We start from the raw sequence: 24,654 nt of genomic DNA, 5'->3' as shown, positions 1-24,654 counted from the left end.
TTTCATTTTTAAAGCAGGATAAAGATGCATCCAGCCCGCAAACAACGCCTGATACTGGTCATTCTGCTGGTGGCGCTTTCCAGCGCCGCCGTGGGATTTGTCGCCTACGCGATGCGCTCGAATATGGACTATTTTTACGCCCCCAGCGCGTTCGCGGCGGGTGAGGTTCCGTTTGAAAAACGTATTCGTGCCGGTGGTTGCGTGGTCCCGGGCAGTGTTGTGCGGGATGGCAGCTCGCTGGATGTGCGCTTTACCCTGACCGATGGTGCGGCAGAGCTGGAGGTGGTGTTCGACAAGATATTGCCGGATCTGTTTGCGGAAGGCGAGGCGGCAGTCATTACCGGGAAGCTTAAGCAGGATGGCTATGTGCGCGCTGACCAGGTCCTGGCCAAGCACGACGAGTCCTACACGCCGCCGGAAGTGGCGGATACCATGCACAACAAGGCGAACTGTAAAGGAGGTCCGAAGATATGACTCCTGAGCTGGGGCACTTTGCCCTGATTGTGGGCCTTTTGCTTTCAATCGCTTTGGCGGTGTTGCCGTTGCTCGGCACCTACACCGGGCGTGTATTGTGGATGGATAGCGCGCGACCGCTCTCCTATGGCGTATTCGTGTTTACCGCACTGGCCTTCGTGTGTCTCACCGTGGCCTTTATAAACAGCGATTTTTCAGTGACCTACGTGGCCCAGAATTCCAATAGTATTCTGCCGATGGTCTACAAGGTTACTGCGGTGTGGGGCGGGCATGAGGGCTCTATCCTGCTGTGGCTGCTGATGTTGGCGGGTTGGACTTCAACGGTGGCACTTTGCAGTCGTCAGTTGCCAGAGGTGCTGGTGGCGCGGGTGCTGGCAGTGCTGGGAATGCTGCTGATCGGCTTTTTCCTGTTTATCCTGATGACCTCCAATCCGTTTGATCGAATCCTGCCGTTTCCTCCCGGTGATGGCAGTGACCTCAATCCGTTGCTGCAGGATCCCGGGATGATTATCCATCCGCCGCTGCTGTATATGGGGTATGTGGGATTCTCCGTGGCTTTCGCCTTTGCGATTGCAGCTCTGCTCGAGGGCCGGCTCGATAGCGCCTGGGCTCGCTGGGCGCGCCCCTGGACTGCCGTCGCCTGGGCGTTTCTTACCCTGGGTATCGCTCTGGGAAGCTGGTGGGCTTACTACGAACTGGGTTGGGGTGGCTGGTGGTTCTGGGACCCGGTGGAGAACGCCTCTTTTATGCCCTGGCTGGTGGGGACCGCGCTGTTGCATTCCCTTGCGGTTACGGAAAAGCGCGGTCTTTTCCGCAGCTGGACCATTCTTCTATCCATCTTTGCGTTTAGCCTAAGTCTGCTGGGTACATTTTTGGTGCGTTCCGGGGTGCTGACTTCGGTGCACGCGTTTGCGACAGATCCGCTGCGCGGTGGATTTATTTTGGTGTTTCTGGCAATTGTTGTGGGGGCATCCCTGTTGTTGTTCGCTGTGCGGGCACCGACGGTGAGTGCGGGCAGTGTCTTTTCATTTCGTTCGCGGGAGACATTCCTGCTGGGGAACAATGTCCTGTTGATGTTGATCATGGCCGTGGTTCTCACGGGTACTCTTTACCCGCTACTGGCGGACGCTCTCGACTGGGGCAAGATCAGCGTCGGACCACCGTTTTTTAATATGTTTTTTGTGCCGCTGATGTTGGTACTGTGTATTTTGTTGGGGCTGGGTATCCACGCCAACTGGAAGGACAGCCAGTTGCGCAAGCTGGTGAAAGCCTGGGGGTTGCCGGCTCTGGTTGCGGTAATCGCATCGCCACTGATAACCCTGTTGGCGGGTGATTTCCATTGGGGAGCTCTACTGGGAGTGTTTGCGGGAATCTGGGTCGTTGCCGCCAGTGTTGCAGATGTCCTCGCCAAATCACGCAATGCGGTCAGTGTCTGGGCGGGTTTGAGGCGTCAGCGTGCAAGTTACTTCGGTATGCATCTGGGGCATATCGGTCTCGCGGTTTCCGTTCTCGGTGTCGCCCTGACAACCGTCTACAGCGTGGAAAAAGACTTGCGCATGTCGCCAGGGCAGAGCGCAGAAATGTCTGGTTATGAATTCACCTTTGAGGGAGTTCGCCAGGTACAGGGGGCCAATTATCGCGCGTCCGAAGGTGTGATTCTCGTGCGGCGCCACGGCAAGGTTGTTACTGAGCTGCACCCGCAAAAGCGCAGTTACCTTTCCGGCGGTAATGTGATGACTGAGGCCGCTATCGAAACCAGTCTTTTCCGTGACTTATATGTGGCACTGGGTGAGCCCATGGATAAATCAAATATCGGCGGAGATTGGGCTGTACGTCTGCAATACAAGGCTTTCGTGGTGTGGATCTGGCTGGGTGCAGCCCTGATGGCCCTGGGTGGCGCCGTTGCGGTCGCGGATAAGCGTTATCGCAAGGTGACAGCCGCGCGCGGGCAGTCGGCGGTTGACCGGCCTGTTGGCGACGGCTCGCTGGCAGGTGCCTGATGCTCGGGTACCTTGTGGTTTCGCGCTTGGATTTAGTAGGGCATAGGGAGCAGGTTACCGAATGGCAAGGCTGAAGCTTTTTTTACCACTGATTATTTTTGCTGCGCTTGCGTTGTTATTTTGGCGGGGCCTGTCCCTAAACCCGCAGGAAATGCCCTCTGCTCTGGTGAACAAGCCGGTGCCGGACTTTGCCTTGCTGGATGTGGAGTCCAACCGCGAGCTGAATAAGGCGGACCTCCCCGACAAGCCGCTGTTGCTCAATGTTTGGGCCACCTGGTGCGTTTCCTGTCGCGTGGAACACCCCTATCTCAACAAGTTGGCGGAAGAGGGGGTGCCCATTGTTGGCATCAACCTGAAAGACGATAACGAAGCGGCGTTGAAATGGCTGGAAAAATTCCACAACCCTTACGTATTTTCAGTTGCGGATGTGGAAGGCCGGTTGGCGCTGGACCTTGGTGTATTCGGCGCACCGGAAACGTTTCTGGTGGATGCCGGTGGCACCATCCGCTGCAAGCACGTGGGCGTCGTAGACGATCGGATCTGGCAGACGAAGTTACAGCCACTTTACGATCGATTACAGAAGCAACCCTGGGACGCATTTGCCGGTGAGCTATCAGATTCTCTGCTCTCCCGTTGTCATTGAGACCGAAGAAAAAAAGAGCCGCTTTATCTGCTGGTTGGGACCAGTAACGGATAAAGCGGCTTTTTTGCGACAACTGGAAATTATTCGCGCGCTGTACCCGGATGCTTCGCACCACTGTACGGCACTGGTCATCGGCAATCCGAGTAATCCCGAAATGATGCAGGCGGACGATGACGGTGAGCCCGGTGGAAGCGCCGGTCGTCCGATGCTTGAGTTACTGCTGAAGCAGGAAGTAGGTAATGTCGGTGCAGTCGTGACCCGGTATTTCGGTGGTACCAAGCTTGGTGTCGGCGGGTTGATGCGGGCATACCGTGGCGCTGTGGGCGCGGCACTGAGGGTTGCTCAATTGCAGCCGTTTGTTGCCGAGTGTCAGGTCATTGTGGCCTGTGAATTTGCGCAGGAATCCCGTTTGCGATTTTTGGTGGGCCAGTATCGGGGTCATTGTCTGGAGGCGGACTACAGCAGTCGCGTGCGTGTTGGATTGCAATTACCGGAAGATCAGTGGCCGCTGTTGCAGGAGCAATTGCTTGCCGAAGGGTTTCTGATTCTCGAGGATGGGGGTTAACGGATTTAACACCCTGGTCGAATGCGGTGCATATGCGCAGTATATAAATGAGCACAGGCGTTTATGTGAGTTCTTTTGATTCGCGGGGGTATTGATTCGCACCTGCGGTGCCCACCCTTCGGGCTCCTGCAACGACCTAAATCCCGGCGGGATTTGGTAGCGCGGGGATTTTCGCGCGTGGGTCCAGCGCATACAAAAAAGGCCCACACTTTCGTGTGAGCCTTTTCTGTATGTGGCGGACCGGACGGGACTCGAACCCGCGACCTCCGGCGTGACAGGCCGGCATTCTAACCAACTGAACTACCGGTCCGCATTCCTGACATTCCTTTGAGCAATCTGCCTGGCAGACGTAAAGGAAAATGGTGGGTGGTACAGGGGTCGAACCTGTGACCTACGCCTTGTAAGGGCGCCGCTCTACCAACTGAGCTAACCACCCCGCGTCAGGAGCTGCGTATAGTAATGATTTTTTTTGGGGCGTCAACGCTTTCTGAAAATTTTTTTGTCTTTCAAAGAGTTAAGCCGTTCTGAAGCGAATCAGGCCGCCGTCTTTAAGCGGTGTAGGGGCGTCGTCACGCTGCTATAATCGCCGGATATTTTGCCGGAGAAACCCAGTGCTCAAACGAAAGAAACAGAGGTCCCCGCTTGTCGCGCTGCCCCTGCTTGCGCTCCCTTTTCTGTTGGTGGCGTCTCTGTTGGTGGCGACCCATTCCCGGGCGTCGGTTGAGGTGGAGCAGCTTTCCAGTCCGGAGTTGCAGGCCCGCTATCAGGTTCTGATCGAAGAGATGCGTTGTCCGAAATGTCAGAATCAGAATCTTGCCGGCTCCGACTCCATGGTGGCGACGGATCTGCGACGGGAGATTCGCCGTCTGCTGGAGGAGGGTTTCAGTGATCAGGAGGTCAGTGATTACATGGTGGCCCGCTACGGCGACTTTGTACTTTATCGCCCGCCGCTTCAGCGCAATACCCTGGCCCTCTGGCTGGCGCCCGGTGTATTCGCGGCGCTGGGATTGTTGAGCCTTGTGATTGTTGTGGCGCGCTCCCGTAATGGTCGCGGCGGCATTCAGGGCGAAGCGACTCAGGAATTGAGTGTGGAAGAGCAGCAGCGATTGGCGCAGATACTGGATGATGGCGAACAGGGCGGAAGTAAGCACAATGATTGATCTCTGGTTGATTCTGGTATTACTGCTGCTGCCGCTGGCGGTGTTTGTCGCCTGGCCGCTGTTGCGGTGGCGTGCTGGTAGTCCGGCGGGCGAGGCCCAGGTGCTGTCTGCGCAGGCTGTGTTGTTCCGGGAGCATCTGGCGGAGCTGGAAGCTTCCCGTGCCAGCGGCGCGGTCGATGATGCGCAGTACCAGTCGATGAAGGCGGAGCTTGCGCGCAAATTGTTGGCGGAAGAGGGCGAGGGCTATCGCCTGAAAGAGCGGCGCAATGGTGGCCGCGGCCTGTTAGCCGGCCTCGCGCTGCTGATTCCCCTGGCGGCAGTGGGTTTGTATTTTTACTGGGGTGCGCATAGCGACCTGGCGCTGTATCGGGAAATGTTGGCCAGCCAGGCTGGGGAGACCGATATGGTGGCGGAGGCGCGCATCACTCAGCAGTTACGGGAGCGGGCCACTACGCACCCGGAGGATATTTCCAGTCGCTACGTGTTGGCGCAGCGCCTGATGGTAAGCAACGACATCGATGGTGCCGTGACGCAGTACCGGGAAATTTTGGCTCGCGAACCGGGTGCATCCAATATTCGTGCAGAGCTGGCTCAGGCGCTGTTCTTTGCTGGTGGCTCACAGGTGACCGCGGAAGTGGCTGAGCAAGTTGCCCGGGTCCTGGATGCCCAGCCTGCTAACCCGACCGCCTTAGGGTTGGCCGGTATTGCGGCCTTCGAGCGTCGTGAGTTCGAGGCGGCGCGCAATTACTGGCAGCGGGCGCTGGCGCAGATGCAGCCGGGCTCCAACGCTGCGCAGGCACTCGCCGCCGGTGTGGTCCGTGCGGAAAACGCCATGGCCGAAGCGGGAGCTGGTTCCGCAGCCCCCCCCGGTTCTGAACGCCCGGCTCAGAGCACCCCCGCGCAGCTGGCGGATTCCGCTCACTCGCAAATTGAATCTGCTGTTGCGCCTGAGAAAACTGAAAACAGCATTCGCGTGATGGTTTCGCTGGCGGAAACCGTGAACGCGTCCCCGCAAACCCCGGTGTTTGTATATGCGCGCACAGCAGATAGCCCGATGCCGTTGGCAATTGTGCGCCTGACCGCGGCGGACCTGCCCACTGAGGTGGTGCTGGATGAGTCCAGGGCGATGATGCCCGGGCGGTCACTCAAAACGGTGGATCAGGTGCGGCTTGTTGCCCGTCTGGCCGTGGGCGGCAATGCTCGCCCGGCACCCGGTGACTGGCAGGGGCAGATCGAAGTCCTGCCGCGCAGTGACTGGACCAAACCGGTGAATATCGCGATCGACCAGCAAATCTGATTGCTGCCGCTGGTTTTGCCGGGCTCTGGCCCGTTCCTCAGTGTGGCATCGGCAGGTTGCGAAATTAGCGCTGAAACCGCGCACGCAGCCATGTACAATCGGCGGTTTGCGGTGGCAAAACGGCAATTCGACTGCACTGTGCGGTCAGATTAAGTAGCAAAACAGATTACAAGAGCGTTCGGTGGCCGTGTTGGCTGTACGGGCGCCGGGTATTACCGAGTTTCAAGACCATGCGTTTGAAGTGCATCAAGTTGGCCGGGTTCAAGTCCTTCGTCGACCCGACCACCGTTTACTTCCCCTCTAACCTTAGCGCCGTGGTCGGCCCCAATGGTTGTGGCAAGTCCAATACCATCGACGCCGTACGCTGGGTGATGGGCGAATCTTCCGCAAAGAACCTGCGGGGTGATTCCATGACGGACGTAATCTTCAACGGCTCCAGTGGCCGCAAGCCCGTTGGACAGGCTTCAATCGAACTCGTGTTCGACAATTCCGCAGGCAAGCTCACCGGCGAATACGCTGCGTTCAGCGAGATTTCCGTCAAGCGTAAGGTGACCCGTGACGGTCAGAACAACTACTACCTGAACGGTGAGAAGTGTCGTCGTCGGGATGTGACCGACCTGTTCCTGGGTACCGGTCTCGGCCCCCGTTCCTACGCGATTATCGAACAGGGCATGATCTCCAAGTTGATCGAGGCCAAGCCTGAGGAACTGCGAGTATTCATTGAGGAAGCTGCAGGTATTTCCAAGTACAAGGAGCGCCGCCGCGATACTGAAAATCGTATGCGTCGCACCAAGGAAAATCTCGAGCGGTTAACGGATATCCGCGACGAACTCGATCGCCAGTTGTCCCGTCTTGAACGCCAGTCTGCTGCCGCAGAGAAATACAGCCGCTTTAAGGAAGAGGAGCGCACGCACAAGGCGCACTTGCAGGTTCTCAGATACCGCGACCTGGACGAACAGGCGAAGGCTAAACAACAGCAGATTGGTGAGCTGGAACTCACCGTCGAAGAGCTGGTCACTCGCCAGGTAAGTTGTGATACCGGCATTGAAGAGCAACGGGTGGCCTATCACGATCTGTCCGATGCGTTCAATGAAGTTCAGGGGCGTTTCTATTCCGTGGGCGCAGATATCGCGCGCCTGGAGCAGAGTATTTCACACGCGCGCGAGCGCAATGCCCAGTTGCAAGCAGATTGTGCCCGTACCGAGCGGGAATTCGGCGAGTCCCAGTCACTGCTGGCCGCGGATCAGGAGAGGGCACTGGAGTTCGATGCCGAGCTTGAAGTGATTGTGCCGGATCTGGAAATGGTACAGGCCGCGGAGGAAGAGTCCGCCCAGACCCTGCTGACCGCCGAAGACCAGATGCGCGACTGGCAAAATGAATGGGACCAGTTCAATCAGGGGGCTTCAGGCTCCCGGCAGAGAGCCGAGGTGCAGCAATCCCGAATTCAGCACCTGGAAACCTCGACTCAGCGTCTGCAGGAACGCATCAGCAAGCTCAAAAACGAGGGCGATAGCCTCGCCGGTAGCGGCGATGACAGTGAGCTGGACCAACAGAACGAGGAACTCGCCGAACTGGATATGCAGCTCGCCGAGCTGCGTGAATCCGTTGCCGAACAGTTGGAGCAGCTGGCGGACATGCGCCGTCAGGAAACCGAAATTGCTGCCGAGCTGGACAAAGAGCGTCTGCAGCTGCAGACCAGTCGCGGTCGCCAGGCCTCGCTGGAGGCGCTGCAGCAGGCGGCCATGGGGCAGGGTAAGTCGGTAGCCAGTTGGCTGGAGCAGCAGGGGTTACAGGATCACCCACGCCTGGCGGAGCAAATCAGCGCGCAATCCGGCTGGGAAACCGCGGTAGAAACGGTCCTTGGCCCCCAGTTGCAGGCAGTGTGCGTCGAACAGATCGAATCGCTGCGGGAGTCGCTCGCTAGTCTCGAAGGCGGTCAGGCGGTATTTGTCGATGGCCGCAGTGTGGCTCCGGCTGGTGCTGGTAGCCTGCCGAAACTGGCGGATGTGGTTCAGGGCCCGATTTCATTGATTGGCCTGATTGATGGTATCTACACCGCCGAGGACCTGACCACGGCACTGTCCCAGCGCGAACAGCTCAACGGTGGCGAGTCCATCGTTACCCGCGACGGTCTCTGGATCGGTCCCAATTGGCTGCGGGTCAGTCGCGGCGCTGATGCGGAAGCCGGCGTGCTGGCGCGCAAGCAGGAACTTGAACAGCTTGAGAGCGCCCTGGCGGAGTGCGAGGCTCGCATCGAGGAACTGTCGGATACCCGCGAGCAATTACGAACACGTGCCGGTGAACTGGAATCCGGTATCGAGCAGTCGCGCAATAACGCAGAGCAATTGAACCGTCGCACGGGTGACCTGCGTAGCCAGCTGTCCGCGCAGCGCGCGCGCCAGGAACAGATGGATGAGCGTCGTCGCCGTATCGAGCAGGAAATGGCTGAAGTGCGCGAGCAGATGGATGTGGAGGCTGAGTCCATTTCAGAGGCCCGCATCGTGTTGCAGGAAGCGCTGGAAGCGATGAGCGACGATACCGATCGCCGCGAATCCCTGCTGGCCCGCCGGGAAGAATTGCGCGAAGCACTCGATGCCGCTCGCCAGCGCGCGCGGGAGGACAAGGATCGCGCCCATGAGCTGGCCATGCGCGAGCAGTCCGTGCGCACGCAAAAGGTTTCCCTGGAGCGAACCCTGCAGGTATTGAGCGAGCAGGTACAGAGACTGCAGGATCGTCGCGAGGAGTTGCAACAGCAGGTCGAGGACGCCCAGGATCCCTCCCAGGATTTCCAGGGGGAACTGGAAGAAAAGCTCGCGCAGCGGATTGATGTGGAAAACGAGTTGAGCGAAGCGCGCAAACAACTTGAAGACGTCGAGACCAGTCTGCGCAGTCAGGAGCAGGAGCGCCACAAGGCGGAGTCTGCGCTACAGGGGGTGCGCGCCCAGCTGGAGCAGCAGCGCCTTGCTGCTCAGACCCTGGAAACTCAGCGCAATGGCCTGGTCGAACAGCTGCGTGAATCCGATCACGATGTGGCGGTGTTGCTGGAAGAGCTCCCGGATGGCCTTACCATAGACGCGGTGCAGCAGGATATCGAGCTGGTTGCTGCGCGTATCTCCCGTCTCGGCCCGATCAACCTCGCCGCCATTGACGAGTACAAGCAGGAATCCGAGCGCAAGAATTATCTGGATCGGCAGTTCAACGATCTCAACGATGCTCTCGAAACCCTGGAAAATGCCATCCGGCGTATCGATAAGGAAACCCGTACCCGCTTCAGGGAAACGTTCGACCAGGTAAACAGCGGTCTGCAGGAACTCTTCCCGAAAGTCTTCGGCGGTGGCCACGCCTATCTGGAATTGACCGGGGAAGATCTGCTGGATACCGGGATTGCCATCATGGCGCGCCCACCGGGCAAGCGTAACAGCACCATTCATCTGCTCTCGGGCGGGGAAAAGGCGCTGACGGCTATCGCTCTGGTATTTTCCATTTTCCGTCTGAACCCGGCTCCTTTCTGTATGCTGGATGAGGTGGATGCACCACTGGATGATGCGAACGTCGGTCGTTATGCGCGTATGGTGAAAGAAATGTCGGCCCACGTGCAGTTCATTTACATTACCCACAACAAGATTGCCATGGAAATGGCTGACCAGTTGCTTGGGGTTACCATGCATGAGCCGGGCGTATCGCGCCTGGTATCGGTGGATGTGGAAGAGGCCGCGGAGCTGGCGTCGGCATAATGAAGACAACAAGTTGTTTAAATCGGAAGATCCCGGTGAATCACAACACATGGAATCAGAGCCTGCAGAAGCCATGTTTGCAGCTCCCATGGATGGCGGCGTAGGGAGAGGGAAGCACAAATGGATAACTGGCTGATCAATTTACTGGCACTGGTCGTGTTCGCCGTAGTGCTTGACGGTGCGCGCCGCGCTTACTTGAAGCACCGGGATAGCGTAAAGGTTTCCCGCAAACTCTCTCGTTCCATGCGCAGGGATCTGGATGACTACGACAACGACATCCTGTCGCCAGCACGCCCAGTGGAGCCGGCACAGGATGTTCCCATGGCTGCTCCTAACCTCAATGCCAAGCCTGGTACGACACCCGCGGCCAAGCCCGTCCCTAAGCCGCTAGTTGCATCTGCGGCGTCGCCTATTGCCGAGTCAGAGCTCGAGTTTATCGATCCGCAAGAGGCGGAAAAGCGTCGACAGATTCTGGCGGAATTGCCGGGTACCGTTCGTGTGGTACAGCGTCGCAAGCCGGAAGATGCCAGTCAGGTTAATCGCCAGGTGCAGCAGAATTTTCAGTCCTCGCGCAAACCACTTGCGGGTAGTAAGCCCGACCGGAGTGAAAGTGAGGGCGCCGAGAATATGACGACTTCGCGGGGAGATACTACCCGCGCGGCGATTCCGGAGCAGGCAGCCCTGAATCTAGACGACCAGGTTCCGACCCTGATGGATTCCGTTGTGGAAGAGTCTGCGACGGGTGAATCCATGGATGGGCATACAAGGGCGGCAGCCGGTGGCCGTATGGCAGTCGCAAGCGCGTCAGACTCTTTAGCTCCCGAATTTAGCGGACCTGCAGTTCAGGAGAAAGCCGCTGAGGAACTTGAGGCTCCGATACTTGCAGACCGTCGCGAGCCTTCTCTGGACGAATCTGTCAGCCTGGAAACGCTGCAGGCAATACCCGAGGAAGAGGTGAACGAAGATCCGGAGGGGAATGTTGCACAGAGGGCGGCAGAGCAGGAACCGACGAAGTCGGCCTGGGCCAGTGCCGAGATCAAACTGCCAGAGCTGAAATTTCCGGAGCTCAAGAAAAACGTGGCGCCCAAACGAGAAGCTCGCGCGCAAACTGCTGCGGATAAGCGGCATGGCGACAAACGCGATGCCGTCTCGGGTAAGCGTCCCGAACGGGCGGTGGAAGAGGTCCTGATCCTTAACATCATGGCGCCCGAGAACGACTGCTTTGAGGGAAATGACCTGCTGCGGGTACTGCTTTCCAGTGGCCTGCGCTTCGGCGATATGAATATTTTCCACTACCACTGCGGTGAGGCGGGGGAGGGCCCTGCGCTGTTCAGTCTCGCCAATATTGTGGTGCCCGGCACTTTCGATATGTCGGAGATGGAAGATTTCACGACGCCTGGTATCAGCCTGTTCCTGGCGTTGCCCGCTGAAGTGGAAGCGTTGAAAGCATTCGACACTTTGTTGCATGCCGCGCGCAGTATTGCCGAACAACTGGGCGGCGAGTTGAAAGATGAAAACCGCAGCGTGTTTACCGCGCAGACTGCGGAGCACTACCGCCAGCGGGTAATGGAATTCCAGCGTCGTAAGGCTCTGGCCAGAGCCCAGGCCTGAACCCGCCGAATCGAACTATCTCCCGTAGGAACCTGCTTGCGGGTGAATCATCCCGGTTTTGAAACCGGGAAAGTTTGCGTGCAGGTTCCTATTGGAATTCTCCTTCTTCACTGGCAAGAATCCCCCATTTTTGCGAACTGAAAATGACAAAAAATATCCCCACTGAAAAACAGCAGCGTGCACAGGAACTGCACGACATTCTCAATCGTGCCAACTACCAATACTACGTGCTCGATAGCCCGGAACTGCCGGATGCGGAATTTGACCGTTGCATGCGTGAACTGCAGCAGCTGGAGGCGGAGTTCCCTGCGCTGATCACTCCGGATTCCCCCACCCAGCGTGTGGGCGCGGCACCGCTGGCGGCTTTTGATCAGATCACCCACGAAATGCCAATGCTGTCGCTGGATAACGCATTCAGCGATGAAGAACTGGAAGATTTTGATCGCCGTATTCGCGAGCGCCTGAATAGTCCGGCGTCGGTGGAATATGCCTGCGAGCCCAAGCTTGATGGTATTGCGATCAGCCTGCTGTATCGCGACGGCCTGTTACAGCGGGCGGCGACCCGCGGGGACGGTAGCGTGGGGGAAAATATCACCCAGAATGTGCGCACCATCCACTCGGTGCCCCTGAAACTGCTGGCAAGTGACGTGCCTGCAGTGCTGGAGGTGCGAGGGGAGATTTATATGCCCAAGGCAGGTTTTGCGGCGCTGAATGAAAAGGCCCGCGCTGCCGGTGAAAAGCTGTTCGTAAATCCCCGCAACGCAGCAGCCGGCAGTCTGCGCCAGCTGGATTCTAGAATTACCGCACAGCGACCGCTGGAGCTGTGTGCGTATAGCGTGGGGCTGGTAGAGGGCGATTTGCCTGAGCGTCACTCTGACATTCTTGAACAGCTTAACCGTTGGGGGTTTCGTATCAACAGCGAAATGGCAGTGGTGGACGATATCAAGGGCTGCATCGACTACTTCCGTCAGCTGGGGGATAAGCGCGCACAACTGCCCTACGATATCGATGGCATCGTATTCAAGGTCAACAGTATTCCGCTACAAAAGCGACTGGGGTTTGTGGCGCGGGCGCCGCGCTGGGCTACGGCTTATAAGTTTCCTGCCCAAGAGGAAATGACCCGGTTGCTGGATGTGGAATTCCAGGTAGGCCGAACTGGTGCGGTAACGCCGGTGGCGCGACTTGAGCCCGTATTTGTCGGTGGGGTAACCGTGTCCAATGCGACCCTACACAATCGCGACGAAATCGAGCGTTTGGGAGTGAAAATCGGTGATACCGTGATCATTCGCCGCGCCGGTGATGTGATTCCGCAAGTGGTGTCGGTGGTGGAAATTAAGCGCCCGGCTGATGCCCGCGACATCGAGTTTCCCACTCATTGCCCGGTGTGTGATTCTCCCGTGGAGGCAACGCCCGGTGAGGCTGTTGCCCGTTGCAGTGGTGGTCTTATCTGCAGTGCACAGCGCAAGCAGGCGATAAAACATTTCGCGGCGCGGCGGGCCATGGACATCGACGGCCTGGGGGACAAACTGGTAGAACAGCTGGTGGATGAGGGTTTGCTGAAATCAGTATCCGGCCTTTATCACCTGTCGCTGCCGCCCCTGATCGCTCTGGAGCGGATGGGTGAAAAATCTGCGCAGAATCTGCTGGATGCGCTGGAGCACAGTAAACACACAACACTGCCAAAATTTCTCTATGCATTGGGGATTCGCGAAGTAGGAGAGGCCACTGCGCGTAATCTGGCGCGGCACTTTGGCGACCTCGAGCATTTGATGGAAGCGGATACGGAAGCCCTGCAGCAGGTGGACGATGTGGGGCCAGTGGTGGCGCACTATGTGGCCGAATTTTTCGAGCAGCCACACAACCTGGAAGAGCTGGCCGCTCTGCAACAGGCCGGGGTGCACTGGGAATCGGAAAAACAGGACACAAGCGCACAGCCCCTGGCGGGGCAGACCTGGGTGCTGACCGGCAAACTGGAGACCCTGTCTCGCAACGAGGCCAAGGATTATCTGCAGCGCCTTGGGGCCAAGGTCGCAGGCAGTGTATCGGCGAATACGCATACGGTGGTGGCGGGACCTGGCGCTGGCTCCAAGCTAAACAAGGCCCGGGATCTGGCGCTGCCGATACTGGACGAGGAAGGCTTGATGGCGATGCTGCGCGAGCAGGGTATCGAGATTTAATTGCTCGCTTTGTCGACAAATTGCCGGTCGGGTAAACATTGGGGTGATGCATGGTTGTCACTGGTGTAAGAGGGATTCCCTGAAATGCGACCGGATAGGTGAATTGCCTGGACGCAATAGTGGCTTTCTGACTGCTGCGCCGTTACAGTTGGCAAAAGAAGATTTTTCTGTAACCGAAGCCCCGGGTAAATCGGGGCGATGGCATTCAGCGGTTTTTCAGGGGTTGTGCAGAGTGATTCAGGGCGATCAGGAATCCATTGTTTACGGCTGTATCAAAGACAGCAGCAGCCTCACCGGCGGCAGTGAGCGCCGCCGGGTCAATCGTGAAGCGATACTCGCTCTTCCCGGTGCTGACGAGTGGCCATTTCTGTGCCGGGATATGTTTTCCACACCCACCATCAAGGTAAAACAATCCCAGTACCAGACTGACGTGATCCACTTCGGTGCATCCTATCGTGCAGTCGAATACGAATGGGATCTTTGGATTCAGAAGTTCGAAGAGTTACTGCGCAGCATGTACTGGGTATCCGCAACGGTACACCTTGAAACAGAACTTTCCGGCACACACTCTTTTACCTGGGAGGCGGCAGGTCTCTACCATGAGCCCGGTTGTGGCGATATGCAGGTGCGCTGTGAGTGGACACAAGAAGGGCGGGTCAGTATGTGAGTCGTCTGTAAATGATCGACCGCTGCTAAACTTTTCCAGTTCGCCTCACTGCACACTATTCTTGCTCTCCCAAGCCGCCGGATTGTCTGGCAATCCGTATTTCAATACTCCGTACCAGTTTTAAAAATCCATGGATCGTTGCTTGTGGACGCCAGTCAAAAGTAAAGGATGTCTGACAGGAGTGAATGATGACGGAGAAATTTCGCACTGAGAAGGATAGCCTGGGGGATGTACAGGTACCTGCAGGTGCGGCCTATGGGGCACAGACCCAGCGTGCGGTAGACAATTTCCCGGTCAGCGGATACGTGATGCCGCATGCTTTTCTACGCGCAGTGGTCGCGATCAAGCGGGCGGCGGCGGAAACCAATCTCAGTCTCGGCCTTCTTAAGGCGGATGTTGCTCAGGCCATCATTCGCGCCTGCGACAGCCTTACCGCCGATAATTATCAGGAGCAGTTTCCGGTTGATGTTTTTCAAACCGGTTCCGGCACCAGCACTAACATGAATGTCAATGAAGTGCTGGCGCACCTGGCGGGGACGCAGAGTGGCGTAACCGTAAGCGCCAATGATCACGTCAATATGTGTCAGAGTAGTAATGACGTCATTCCAACAGCGATACACCTGTCGGCGCTGCTGGGAATACAGAATCATTTACTGCCCGCGCATTTTCACCTGGTGCAGGTCATTCGCGAAAAAGCATCGGGCTTTGAAACGATTGTGAAAACCGGTCGTACCCATTTGATGGATGCGGTTCCCATTACCCTTTCCCAAGAACTTTCCGGCTGGGCTGCGCAGGTGGACTTGTCCATAGAGCGGCTCGAAGCCTGTTTGCCCAGGCTCGCGCAGTTGGCCCAGGGGGGCACCGCGATTGGGACCGGACTCAATGCGCACAAGGATTTCGCCGGGACTTTTACCCGTAAATTGAGTACCGGTTGTGGCGTCGCTGTGCGTCCTGCGGACAATGCCTTTGCCGCTATCGCCAGCCAGGATACCGCGGTGGAAGTTTCTGGCCAGTTAAATGCATTCGCGGTGACATTGATGAAAATCGCCAATGATCTGCGCTGGATGAACAGTGGCCCGCTGGCGGGCTTCGGTGAAATAGCGCTGCCGGCGTTACAGCCGGGCAGCAGTATCATGCCGGGCAAGGTTAATCCGGTCATTGCCGAGTCCGCTGCTATGGTCGCGGCAAAAGTAATGGGTAACCACACCACTATCACGGTGGCGGGGCAGAGTGGCAATTTCCAGCTGAATGTCATGCTGCCGGTTGTTGCCTATGCGCTGCTGGAAAGCATCCATATTCTGGCCTCTGCCAGCAGAATACTGGCAGACCGGGCAATAGCGGGCTTTACTGTCGATCGCTTGCGCATGGCGGAGGCGCTGGCAAAAAACCCTATTCTGGTTACCGCGCTCAATCCGGTCATTGGTTACGCCAGAGCTGCGGAGGTCGCCAAGGCGGCCTATACCAGTGGGCGCCCGGTGCTGGATGTGGCTGAAGAGATGACCGAGCTGGCCCGGGATGAGTTGGAAACACTACTGGATCCGGAAAAACTCAGCCGTGGCGGTATTCAGGGAGGCTCGTGAGCGATTGAATTGACCCGGGAACGGTTGCCTGCGGCAGGTAGAGAGTTACGTAAGGTGTTTTCGGGTTTCAGGAGAGCACCAGAATGCCCAGCAATATAGCCCCTGTGATCAGCGCCATACACTCTATCCATATTGCGAGTTTGCGCAAAATCGCCCGGTCTTCCTGTCTGTATATCATTCGTTTTTTCATCATCTGCATCTCTCACTGGTTGATTGTGGAAATGCCGCACCCGGAGCTGCGTTGACAGTTGCGGGTCGATGTTGCAGGATTCGGCGCCGTTGGGGACTGTCGGGAGTTTCCGGGGATACTTCTATAGTATTCACAGGGCAATGTGCCTTACCCCGAGAGAGTAGCTATAAGTGTAGTGTTGCCGGCAAACCCTGACCAGTTGTCCATTTGCCAATGAAAGTGATCCTGTTATGGCCATAAAACGCCGTCGTTCGTTTATCACCAGCGTGCTCGCCTGTATTGCATTTATTGCCGCGGCAATTTGGAGTTGGGATCTGCCGGTTGCAGATGTTCTCAGCTATCTGGTGCTGATGCTGGTTTTCCTGGCTGTGATCGTGGCCGTGGCTTTCGGGTTTGGTGCGCTGCTTAGCTGGCTGCGTAATCGCAAGGACAAGTAAAGAGCAGCAATGGACCGCGACGACGATATTCGTATTCCCATTGCCTATGTGCAGCGCCTGCTGGACGAGGCTTCGACGCACGGTTGTGACCGGGCGGAACTACTGGCATCGGTGGATATTGCCGAGGACGAGCTGGAAGATACTGCGGCTTTCTCCGCGGTCAAATACGGCCGCCTGTACCAGCGTGTGATGTGGCTCGCTCAAGACGAATGGTTTGGTATGTTGAGCGGCGGGCGCGTGCGTTCCGGTTCTTTTCGCCTGTTGTGTCTTACCGTAGTGAATTGCGCTACGGTTCGCCAGGCGATTACCCTCAGTGCGGAATTTATGGAAATCTGCCGTGGCTTTCGCGTGAAGCCAGTACTTGAACGGGACGGCGACCGTGACCGTGTGGTTATTCACGGAATCAGCTCGCTGCAGTCCGGGGAGTTCGAGCAATTGATTGCTGAAACCAGCCCCGGCGTTATCCGCACCACACTGGCAGTGTGGCACCGCTTCTACTGTTGGTTGGTAGGGCGTGAGATTCCGCTCGCCAAGCTGCACTTTTCCTTTCCCTGCCCCGAGGAGTTTCTGGCATTGGCCCAGAGTGAAGCGGGAGAATTACTGTTTGATCAGTCGTACAACGCTCTGGAATACGAGAGTCGTTATCTGGACTACCCGATTGTTCAGAGTCCGCAGACGGTGGAGGACTTCATCCGCACCGCGCCCTACCACCTGGTTATCAGCGACGGTAATGCCAACAGTATCAAGACCAAGGTAAAAACAATTCTCAACCGGGATGTGAGTGAGTCCATGCCTGCTGCGGAAGCCGTGGCTGACCGTCTGAATATGTCGGTGACCACACTGCGGCGCAAGCTGCAGCAAGAGAGTACCTCCTACCAGAAGCTCAAGGACGAATGCCGTATGGAGGCGGCCTTTCACTATCTGAGCTGCCCGGATCTTTCCAATACCCAGATCGCGGAAATGCTTGGTTTTGATGAGGCCAGCGCATTTTTCCGCGCTTTTAAAAAGTGGACCGGGGTCACTCCCGGCGAATACCGCAAGAGCCCGCGTACCACCTCCGTAGGTCTCTAAGCCCTGATCGGGCATCCTCGGCATATCCTTTTGTCAGCGCGCTTGTCGATGTTCCGGCGGGTAAACCTGTGGGGAAAAATTACTCGCCTGAACCGTAAAATGGTTTGGCGTTGCGTCTCCCGGGCTGACTTCTGCGTCATTTTCTAATGCTATGTTCTCGCCGGATTTTGTTAGCGCTTTGGGCACTTTTCGCCATAGGGAATTTTGCTGGTTTGCATCTAATATGAATAAAAGCAGAAGTTGAGTCACTGGTTTGCCTGTCTGCCGACATGGCGCTTGTGATTCCCGGATCCAGTATCCGGTCCGCCAACTAAAAATTGCGACATTGACATTAGAGGGTAATCAGGATGAGCGAGATCAAGATTCCGCTGCGAGATATGCGCTTCGCCATGCGTGAGCTGCTGAACTGGGATCAGCACTATGCGACTCTGGGTTATGAAGATGCAAGCCCGGACGTGGTGGATGCCATCCTGGAAGAGGGCGCCAAGTTCTGTGAGAACGTCCTCGCGCCGCTAAATCAGATAGGTGACCAGCAGGGTTGCACCTGGAAAGACGGCGAAGTCACCACCCCGGAAGGCTTCAAGGAAGCTTACCAGCAATTCGTCGAAGCCGGCTGGCCGTCTCTGGCGCACCATGTAGATCACGGTGGGCAGGGCCTGCCGCCCTCTCTTGGTACCATTCTGAGCGAAATGGTGGGCACCGCCAACTGGTCCTGGGGTATGTACCCTGGCTTGTCTCACGGCGCCATGAATACCCTGGAAGCCCACGGTACTGACGAGCAGAAGCACACTTATCTGACCAAGCTGGTGGAAGGTAGCTGGACCGGCACGATGTGCCTGACTGAGCCGCACTGTGGTACCGACCTGGGTATCTTGCGCTCCAAGGCTGAGCCCAATGAAGACGGCTCTTACTCGATTTCCGGGACCAAGATTTTCATTTCTGCCGGTGAGCACGATATGGCCGAGAACATCGTCCACATCGTTCTGGCCCGTCTGCCTGACGCCCCTGTCGGCACCAAAGGTATCTCCCTGTTTATCGTACCCAAGTTCATGCCGAATGCAGACGGTTCCGTGGGCGAACGCAATGGCGTGACCTGTGGTTCCCTGGAGCACAAGATGGGTATCCACGGCAACGCTACTGCGGTACTGAATTTCGACGGCGCCAAAGGTTTCCTGATTGGCCCGCCGAACAAAGGCCTGAACTGCATGTTCACCTTTATGAACACCGCGCGCCTGGGTACTGCGCTGCAAGGTGTAGCGCACGCGGAAGCGGGCTTCCAGAAGTCTCTGGCCTACGCCAAAGACCGCTTGCAGATGCGCTCCCTGAGTGGCCCGAAAAATCCGCAAGGTGTGGCTGACCCGATTATTGTGCACCCGGATGTGCGCCGTATGCTGCTGACCCAGAAAGCATTTGCTGAGGGTGGCCGTATGCTGGTCCTGCTGTGCGCGCAGCAGGTTGACCGCACCCAGGTGGGTAGCGAGGAAGAGCGCAAAGAGGCTGACGATTTACTGGCTTTCCTGACCCCGATTGCCAAAGCGTTCCTGACTGAAACCGGCTACGAGTCCGCCAACCTGGGTATGCAGTGCTTTGGTGGCCATGGCTATATCGCCGAGTGGGGCATGGAGCAGAACGTACGTGACGCCCGGATTTCCACCATTTACGAAGGAACCACCGGTGTTCAGGCCCTCGACCTGCTGGGTCGTAAGGTACTGATGAGTCAGGGAGAACTGCTGCGCAAGTTCACCAAAATTGTGCACAAGTTCTGCCAGGCAGAAATCGACAATGAAGCCCTGGCCCCGTTTGTTGCCAAGCTGCAGGAAATCAATCAGCAGTGGGGCGAACTGACCATGAACATCGGCGTAAAAGCCATGGAGAACCCCGACGAAGTCGGTGCGGCGTCTGTGGATTACCTGATGTACTCCGGTTACGCGGTACAGGCCTACCTGTGGGCATTGTCTGCCAAAGTTGCCACTGAAAAACTGGCGGCAGGCACTGGAGAAGAAGACTTCTATCGCGCCAAGCTGACTACTGCACGATTCTACTTCGAGCGTATTCTGCCGCGCACCGCCGCGCATGCGATCACCATGCAAAGTGGCGCTGACAACCTGATGGGCCTGGATGCGGATCACTTCGTATTCTGAGCCTGATTCAACGAGAAAACACCGCCGCTGGTAACAGCGGCGGTGTTTTTGAATCTGGCGTTCACCAATTTCGGTGAGTAGTAGAGCCAGTCAATGCCGGAGCACCGATGCATTTACCGGAACAGATCCTCGCGCGGCTACAGCGGTTAACTTGTGTGCCAAATAGCACTCGGGTACAGTTTCGGTTGCCCGATGGTAGCGATTTTTACCTTCAGGTTCAGGTTGATCGAAACAGTGAGTGCGCTAGTGAAAACGTCCCTCTCGAAACCGTTCAGGTTTTGGGGGTTGCAGACAATGCTGACCTGGAACTGGAGATGTCGTTCAAAACCCTTAACGACATTGTTGATGGCCAATTGAGCGCGCGTCATGCCTTTTTGCTTGGCGATATTTGCTTCACCGGCAACCGACAGCTTGCTGCGGCATTGGCGGACCTTTTCTCCGCTCACGGTTGACCGTCGGATTACCTGTCGCGGAATAGAAAAGCCGGGGTATCGGTGATCCAATAGCGCCGGAATTGGCAAATATCCCGGGTAGTCCCTTTGATGTCTCGTGAATCGAGGCGGGCAAATGGCCACTTTTAGCAACAATCACCGGATAACGTACAAAACTTACAATAATCCTTTGTCCGCGCCCCCCTTCGTCGATGAATTTCGGCTATAAAACGGACATGGAGTATATCTACCACGATCTCAGACGGCCGGTTGGTTTCAGCCAGGTTTACGGTTCGAAATGGTATCTTCCGTCTTTTCCTTGAAGGATAATTCTCGGGACAAAGATAGCGATATGCTCGTGGCGGACAAGCCCACAAAAACAACAGGATTGGGAGAAATCAGTTGGACATCGAACGCAGTATTCTTGACGTATTTTCCAGTGCCGCAGCCAAGTATGCAGAACGCCCCGGATTTACTTGCCTGGGGCATACCCTGACGATTGGCGACATCGACCGACTCAGTGCCAACTTCGCTTCCTACCTGCAGAATCATACCAATCTGAAGCCCGGTGATCGTATTGCCGTGCAGTTGCCCAATGTATTGCAATATCCTGTGGTTGTATTTGGTGCGCTGCGCGCCGGACTGATCGTAGTCAACACCAACCCTCTGTATACCCAGAGAGAACTCAAGCATCAATTGAATGACTCTGGTGCCAAAGCTCTCGTCGTGCTCGCGAATATCGCGGATACCGCTTCATCGGTAGTTGCGGAAACCTCCGTAGAGCAGGTCATTGTTTCCGAGATTGCCGACCTGCATTCGCCGGTCAAGCGTCTGCTGATCAACAGTGTTGCCAAATACATCAAGAAAATGGTGCCGGAATTCAGTTTTGCCAACCAGGTGGATTTCCGCAGTGCGATGACTTTGGGTGCATCCAGGCCGCATCAGGATGTGCAGCGGACACCGGATGATATCGCGGTACTGCAGTACACAGGCGGAACCACTGGCGTAGCCAAGGGCGCCATGCTCACCAATCGAAACCTGGTTGCCAACATGGAGCAGGTGCGCGAAGCGCTCGGCGATTCCATGAAGGAAGGCGAGGAGTTTTACATTTCGCCACTGCCGCTCTATCACATTTACGCGTTCACCATTCACTGCATGTGCCTGCTGACGACCGGCAGCCACTCTCTACTGATCCCGAATCCGCGGGATATCCCGGGTTTCGTAAAGACCCTGAAGGGCAAGCGTTTTACTGGATTTGTCGGTCTGAACACGCTGTTCAATGGCCTGATGCGCAATCCGGATTTTGCCAATCTTGATTTCAGTAAGCTGCACACCACGTGTTCCGGCGGTATGGCACTGACCCGCGCAACGGCAGAAAAGTGGGAGCAGATGACGGGCTGTGTGGTTACCGAAGGTTATGGCATGACAGAAACTTCGCCTGTGGTGTCGTTCAACCCGGCGGAAGCTGTGCAGTTGGGCACTGTGGGTCTGCCGGTTCCGGGAACGGAAGTGAAGGTGATAGATGAAAACGGCAACGACCTCCCTAACAACACTCCCGGCGAACTCTGTGTGCGCGGCCCACAGGTAATGAAGGGTTACTGGGAGCGCCCGGAGGCCACTGGGGAAACCATCGATCCAGATGGTTGGCTGAAAACTGGCGATATGGCGGTCATTCAGGACGATGGCTACATCAAGATTGTCGATCGTAAGAAAGACATGATTATTGTCTCCGGTTTCAATGTGTACCCGAATGAGATCGAGGATATCGTCAGTGCACACCCGAAGGTTACCGAGGCGGCTGCAGTGGGGATTCCCGATGAGCGCAGCGGCGAAGCAGTGAAGCTGTTTGTGGTCAAGGCCGACGCTTCCCTGAGTGCCGAAGAGGTTATCGCCTACTGTCGTGAAAATATGACGGCCTACAAAGTGCCCAAAAACATTGAGTTCCGGGAAGATCTGCCGAAAACCAATGTCGGAAAAATTCTGCGCCGCGAACTGCGCGATGAGGAAATGAAGAAAATGGGCGAAGCCGTCAGTGCATAATTGTATGGTTGTTAGCGCGTAGAAAAATGCGTGCAAATAGTTGAAGACGAGCCTGGAATCGAGCCTCGTAGTATGAAAGTAAAAACCCGCTGCCAGCAGCGGGTTTTTTTGTGGCCGAAAAGTGCTTCAATGGAGGGGCCTAGATAAAACACTCAAGGAGGTGTGGAAATGTCCCGATATGTAGATGGATTTGTGGTGCCGGTTCCAACCGACAAACTGGACGAATACCGGGCCCTGGCAGAACTGGCTGGGTCCATATGGAAGGAGTACGGTGCGTTGGAGTATGTGGAATGCGTTGCCGATGACGTTCAGTCAGGCAAGGTCACATCTTTTCCCCAGAGCGTGAAACTGGAAGAGGGGGAGACTGTGGTTTTTTCCTGGATCGTGTATGAATCCCGTGAGCAGCGCGACGAAATCAACAAGAAGGTCATGGCGGATCCAAGGCTTGCGGGAATGGCGCCTGACAGTGTGCCGTTTGACGGCAAGCGTATGTTCTGGGGTGGTTTCAAGACCTTCGTCGAGCTTTAAGTTAAAAAAGAAGTAGGTTGAGAGCGTCACCAACAAAAAGGGCGCCGCATATGCGACGCTCTTCTTGTGGTTAACCTGCGCAGCGCGTAGTCGCCAGCGGTTTATTTTCGTGCGTCACCGCTGGCATCGCGGGCAGCGCGGAATTCATTGCCCACGTACCAGTTCGGCCAGTCGCGGCTGTTTGCCAGTGCCAGGCCGAGGTCGATACCGAGGGCCAGATCCAGGGCTGCGCCTTCGAGATTCCACTGCGGATCGTATTCATCGCCCGGCTTGTGGTAGGCGTGAGCGTTGTACTCATCGCCCTTCTTTTGCGCCCATTGGCGGCCATTTTCGAAGCTGTCCGTACCGGAATCAAAGTACAGCATGGGAACGCCTTTTTTCGCCAGGCTGAAATGATCGGAGCGGTAAAAGTAGCCGCGCTCGGGGTGATCTTCCGGCGAGAGGTAACGGCCTTGAGTGGCGGCGGCTTTTTCCAGCATTTTCTCCAGTTCACTGTTGCCGTATCCGACCACAATGACATCGCGCATGGGACCGAGTACGCCCATGGCATCAAAGTTGATGCCGGCAACGGTTTTTTCCAGGGGAATCGCTGGGTTGGCAGCGTAGTATTTCGAGCCGAGCAGCCCGGATTCTTCTGCCGTAACCGCGACAAATACAATGGAGCGTTGCGGTGCTTCAGGCAGTTTCGCGAACTGATGTGCCATCGCCAGCAGGCCGGCGGTGCCGGTGGCGTTATCCACGGCACCATTGAAAATCTGGTCTTCACCTTCCGCATGGGCATTGACGCCAAGGTGGTCCCAGTGGGCGGTGTAAATCACGGCTTCATCCGGGTATTGGCTGCCCGGTAGCTTGGCGACCACATTGCGGGAGGTTGAGGTACGCACCACACTCTTGAGGTCGACACTGGCGGTGAGATTCAGGGGCTTGGGTTTGAAGCCGCGCTGTTTCGCTGCGTCCATTTCCGCGGCCAGGTCGAGACCGGCGGCCTTGAACAGGGCTGAGGCGGCATCGCCAGTGATCCAGGATTCCACCGCCACCCGGTCGACATTTTTATTGTCTGCTGCAAGGCTGATCTGGGCGCCGGTCCAGCTGCCGCTCACTACTTCCCAGGGATAACCGGCGGCTCCGGTTTCGTGGATGATGATGGCGCCGTCTGCGCCTTGTCGGGCGGCTTCTTCGAACTTGTAGTTCCAGCGGCCGTAGTAGGTCATGGCATTGCCGTTGAACAGGCTCTTGTCCTGAGTGGCATAGCCGGGATCATTGACCAGAATGACGGCGGTCTTGCCGCGCATATCCAGACCTTGGTAGTCGTTCCAGTTATTTTCCGGTGCAACGATACCGTAGCCAACAAATACCAGCTCGCTGTCTTGCAGCTTGCTTTGCGGGAGCTGGCGCTGGGTAAAGGCCACCATGTCCTGGATCGGTTTCAGGGATTGCTGGTAGTCCTTGCCCCTGATTAGCAGTGGGGTACTTTCGATCTGCATTTCGACTACGGGCACCTGCTGGAACCAGCTGGGATTGCCGTGTTCGTCAATTGCGCCCGGTTGCAGTCCGATTTTTTTGAATTGGTCTGCAAGGTAGTTGACGGTGAGCTCTTCCCCTTGGGTGGCTGGCGCACGTCCTTCGAACTTATCGGATGCGAGCACCGCAACGTGCTTGTGCAGATCCTGGGCAATTTCTGCTATTTCTGCTTCGCCTGCGGCATCCAGAGTCGGTGCGTCGATCACGTCGACCGTCGGCATCTCTTTTGGCGGCAATAGTTTGCGCTCGCCGGTTTGTTCCGTTTGAGTGGTATCAGCAGCGGTGTTTTCCGCGCTGCTATCGTCACTTTTGCTGCAACCGGCGGCGATACCGACCGCGAGTGCTACCGGCAGTGCCAGGTGTCGCCATCGAATGGTCTTGTGCATG

The 24,654-nt window shown here is 56.7% G+C and carries 18 protein-coding genes and 2 tRNA genes; 17 read left to right on the top strand and 3 right to left on the bottom strand.

Features of this window, described 5'->3' with window-relative positions:
- The first annotated feature begins 24 nt into the window (after window positions 1-24).
- From PVT68_RS03775 to PVT68_RS03760, 4 genes are all read left to right on the top strand, one after another.
- Complete coding sequence (locus PVT68_RS03775) at window positions 25-474, top strand: cytochrome c maturation protein CcmE (RefSeq protein ID WP_280321281.1); 450 nt, start codon at window positions 25-27, stop codon at window positions 472-474.
- Window positions 471-2,474 carry a heme lyase CcmF/NrfE family subunit gene (locus tag PVT68_RS03770; protein ID WP_280321280.1) on the top strand — a complete coding sequence of 668 codons (2,004 nt, stop codon included), beginning with the start codon at window positions 471-473 and terminating at the stop codon, window positions 2,472-2,474. Before PVT68_RS03775 ends, PVT68_RS03770 begins: the two co-directional genes overlap by 4 nt.
- Before the next feature lie 61 nt (window positions 2,475-2,535).
- The gene (locus tag PVT68_RS03765) at window positions 2,536-3,117 is read left to right on the top strand and encodes a DsbE family thiol:disulfide interchange protein (RefSeq protein WP_280321279.1); all 582 of its coding nucleotides are present in this window, start codon (window positions 2,536-2,538) and stop codon (window positions 3,115-3,117) included.
- Window positions 3,080-3,682: an IMPACT family protein gene (locus tag PVT68_RS03760; RefSeq protein WP_280321278.1), complete on the top strand. Its 603-nt coding sequence runs from the start codon at window positions 3,080-3,082 to the stop codon at window positions 3,680-3,682. The genes PVT68_RS03765 and PVT68_RS03760 overlap by 38 nt, the downstream gene beginning before the upstream one ends.
- 233 nt (window positions 3,683-3,915) lie before the next feature.
- Here PVT68_RS03760 and PVT68_RS03755 read toward each other — a convergent pair.
- A tRNA-Asp gene (locus PVT68_RS03755) sits at window positions 3,916-3,992 on the bottom strand.
- 50 nt (window positions 3,993-4,042) lie between these two features.
- Window positions 4,043-4,118: transfer RNA gene (locus PVT68_RS03750), tRNA-Val, on the bottom strand.
- Between the two features lie 175 nt (window positions 4,119-4,293).
- Here PVT68_RS03750 and PVT68_RS03745 point away from each other — a divergent pair.
- The 13 genes from PVT68_RS03745 (at window position 4,294) to PVT68_RS03685 (ending at window position 22,746) form a co-directional block, all read left to right on the top strand.
- On the top strand, window positions 4,294-4,842 hold the full coding sequence (locus PVT68_RS03745; RefSeq protein ID WP_280321277.1) for a cytochrome c-type biogenesis protein: 549 nt from the start codon (window positions 4,294-4,296) through the stop codon (window positions 4,840-4,842).
- Complete coding sequence (gene ccmI / locus PVT68_RS03740; RefSeq protein WP_280321276.1) at window positions 4,835-6,139, top strand: c-type cytochrome biogenesis protein CcmI; 1,305 nt, start codon at window positions 4,835-4,837, stop codon at window positions 6,137-6,139. Before PVT68_RS03745 ends, ccmI begins: the two co-directional genes overlap by 8 nt.
- 230 nt (window positions 6,140-6,369) lie before the next feature.
- Window positions 6,370-9,873 carry a chromosome segregation protein SMC gene (smc, locus tag PVT68_RS03735; protein ID WP_280321275.1) on the top strand — a complete coding sequence of 1,168 codons (3,504 nt, stop codon included), beginning with the start codon at window positions 6,370-6,372 and terminating at the stop codon, window positions 9,871-9,873.
- Between the two features lie 120 nt (window positions 9,874-9,993).
- Window positions 9,994-11,484, top strand: coding sequence for a cell division protein ZipA (gene zipA / locus PVT68_RS03730; protein ID WP_280321274.1), 1,491 nt, complete (start codon window positions 9,994-9,996; stop codon window positions 11,482-11,484).
- A 143-nt stretch (window positions 11,485-11,627) separates the two neighbouring features.
- The gene (gene ligA / locus PVT68_RS03725) at window positions 11,628-13,661 is read left to right on the top strand and encodes an NAD-dependent DNA ligase LigA (RefSeq protein ID WP_280321272.1); all 2,034 of its coding nucleotides are present in this window, start codon (window positions 11,628-11,630) and stop codon (window positions 13,659-13,661) included.
- Window positions 13,662-13,893: 232 nt separating this feature from the next.
- Window positions 13,894-14,328: a hypothetical protein gene (locus PVT68_RS03720; RefSeq protein WP_280321271.1), complete on the top strand. Its 435-nt coding sequence runs from the start codon at window positions 13,894-13,896 to the stop codon at window positions 14,326-14,328.
- 188 nt (window positions 14,329-14,516) lie between these two features.
- Window positions 14,517-15,908, top strand: a complete 1,392-nt coding sequence (locus PVT68_RS03715; RefSeq protein WP_280321270.1) for a class II fumarate hydratase — start codon at window positions 14,517-14,519, stop codon at window positions 15,906-15,908.
- A 420-nt stretch (window positions 15,909-16,328) separates the two neighbouring features.
- On the top strand, window positions 16,329-16,535 hold the full coding sequence (locus tag PVT68_RS03710) for a hypothetical protein (protein ID WP_280321269.1): 207 nt from the start codon (window positions 16,329-16,331) through the stop codon (window positions 16,533-16,535).
- A 9-nt stretch (window positions 16,536-16,544) separates the two neighbouring features.
- Window positions 16,545-17,606 (top strand): AraC family transcriptional regulator, encoded by a 1,062-nt coding sequence (locus PVT68_RS03705; RefSeq protein WP_280321268.1) that lies wholly within the window; start codon window positions 16,545-16,547, stop codon window positions 17,604-17,606.
- 347 nt (window positions 17,607-17,953) lie between these two features.
- Window positions 17,954-19,747 carry an acyl-CoA dehydrogenase C-terminal domain-containing protein gene (locus PVT68_RS03700; RefSeq protein WP_280321267.1) on the top strand — a complete coding sequence of 598 codons (1,794 nt, stop codon included), beginning with the start codon at window positions 17,954-17,956 and terminating at the stop codon, window positions 19,745-19,747.
- 107 nt (window positions 19,748-19,854) lie between these two features.
- A complete protein-coding gene (locus PVT68_RS03695; RefSeq protein WP_280321266.1) occupies window positions 19,855-20,199 on the top strand; it encodes an SCP2 sterol-binding domain-containing protein in 345 nt (114 codons plus the stop codon).
- 381 nt (window positions 20,200-20,580) lie between these two features.
- Window positions 20,581-22,218, top strand: a complete 1,638-nt coding sequence (locus PVT68_RS03690) for an AMP-binding protein (protein ID WP_280321265.1) — start codon at window positions 20,581-20,583, stop codon at window positions 22,216-22,218.
- Between the two features lie 168 nt (window positions 22,219-22,386).
- Window positions 22,387-22,746, top strand: coding sequence for a DUF1428 domain-containing protein (locus PVT68_RS03685; protein WP_280321264.1), 360 nt, complete (start codon window positions 22,387-22,389; stop codon window positions 22,744-22,746).
- A 101-nt stretch (window positions 22,747-22,847) separates the two neighbouring features.
- On the opposite strand, the gene PVT68_RS03680 is transcribed toward PVT68_RS03685, so the two are convergent.
- Window positions 22,848-24,653, bottom strand: coding sequence for a M28 family metallopeptidase (locus tag PVT68_RS03680; protein WP_280321263.1), 1,806 nt, complete (start codon window positions 24,651-24,653; stop codon window positions 22,848-22,850).
- Between the last annotated feature and the right edge of the window lies 1 nt (window position 24,654).

Source organism: Microbulbifer bruguierae, assembly GCF_029869925.1.
Lineage (GTDB): Bacteria > Pseudomonadota > Gammaproteobacteria > Pseudomonadales > Cellvibrionaceae > Microbulbifer > Microbulbifer bruguierae.
The sequence above is the reverse complement of the archived record's forward strand: the minus strand, read 5'-3'. Positions and strand labels throughout refer to the sequence as shown.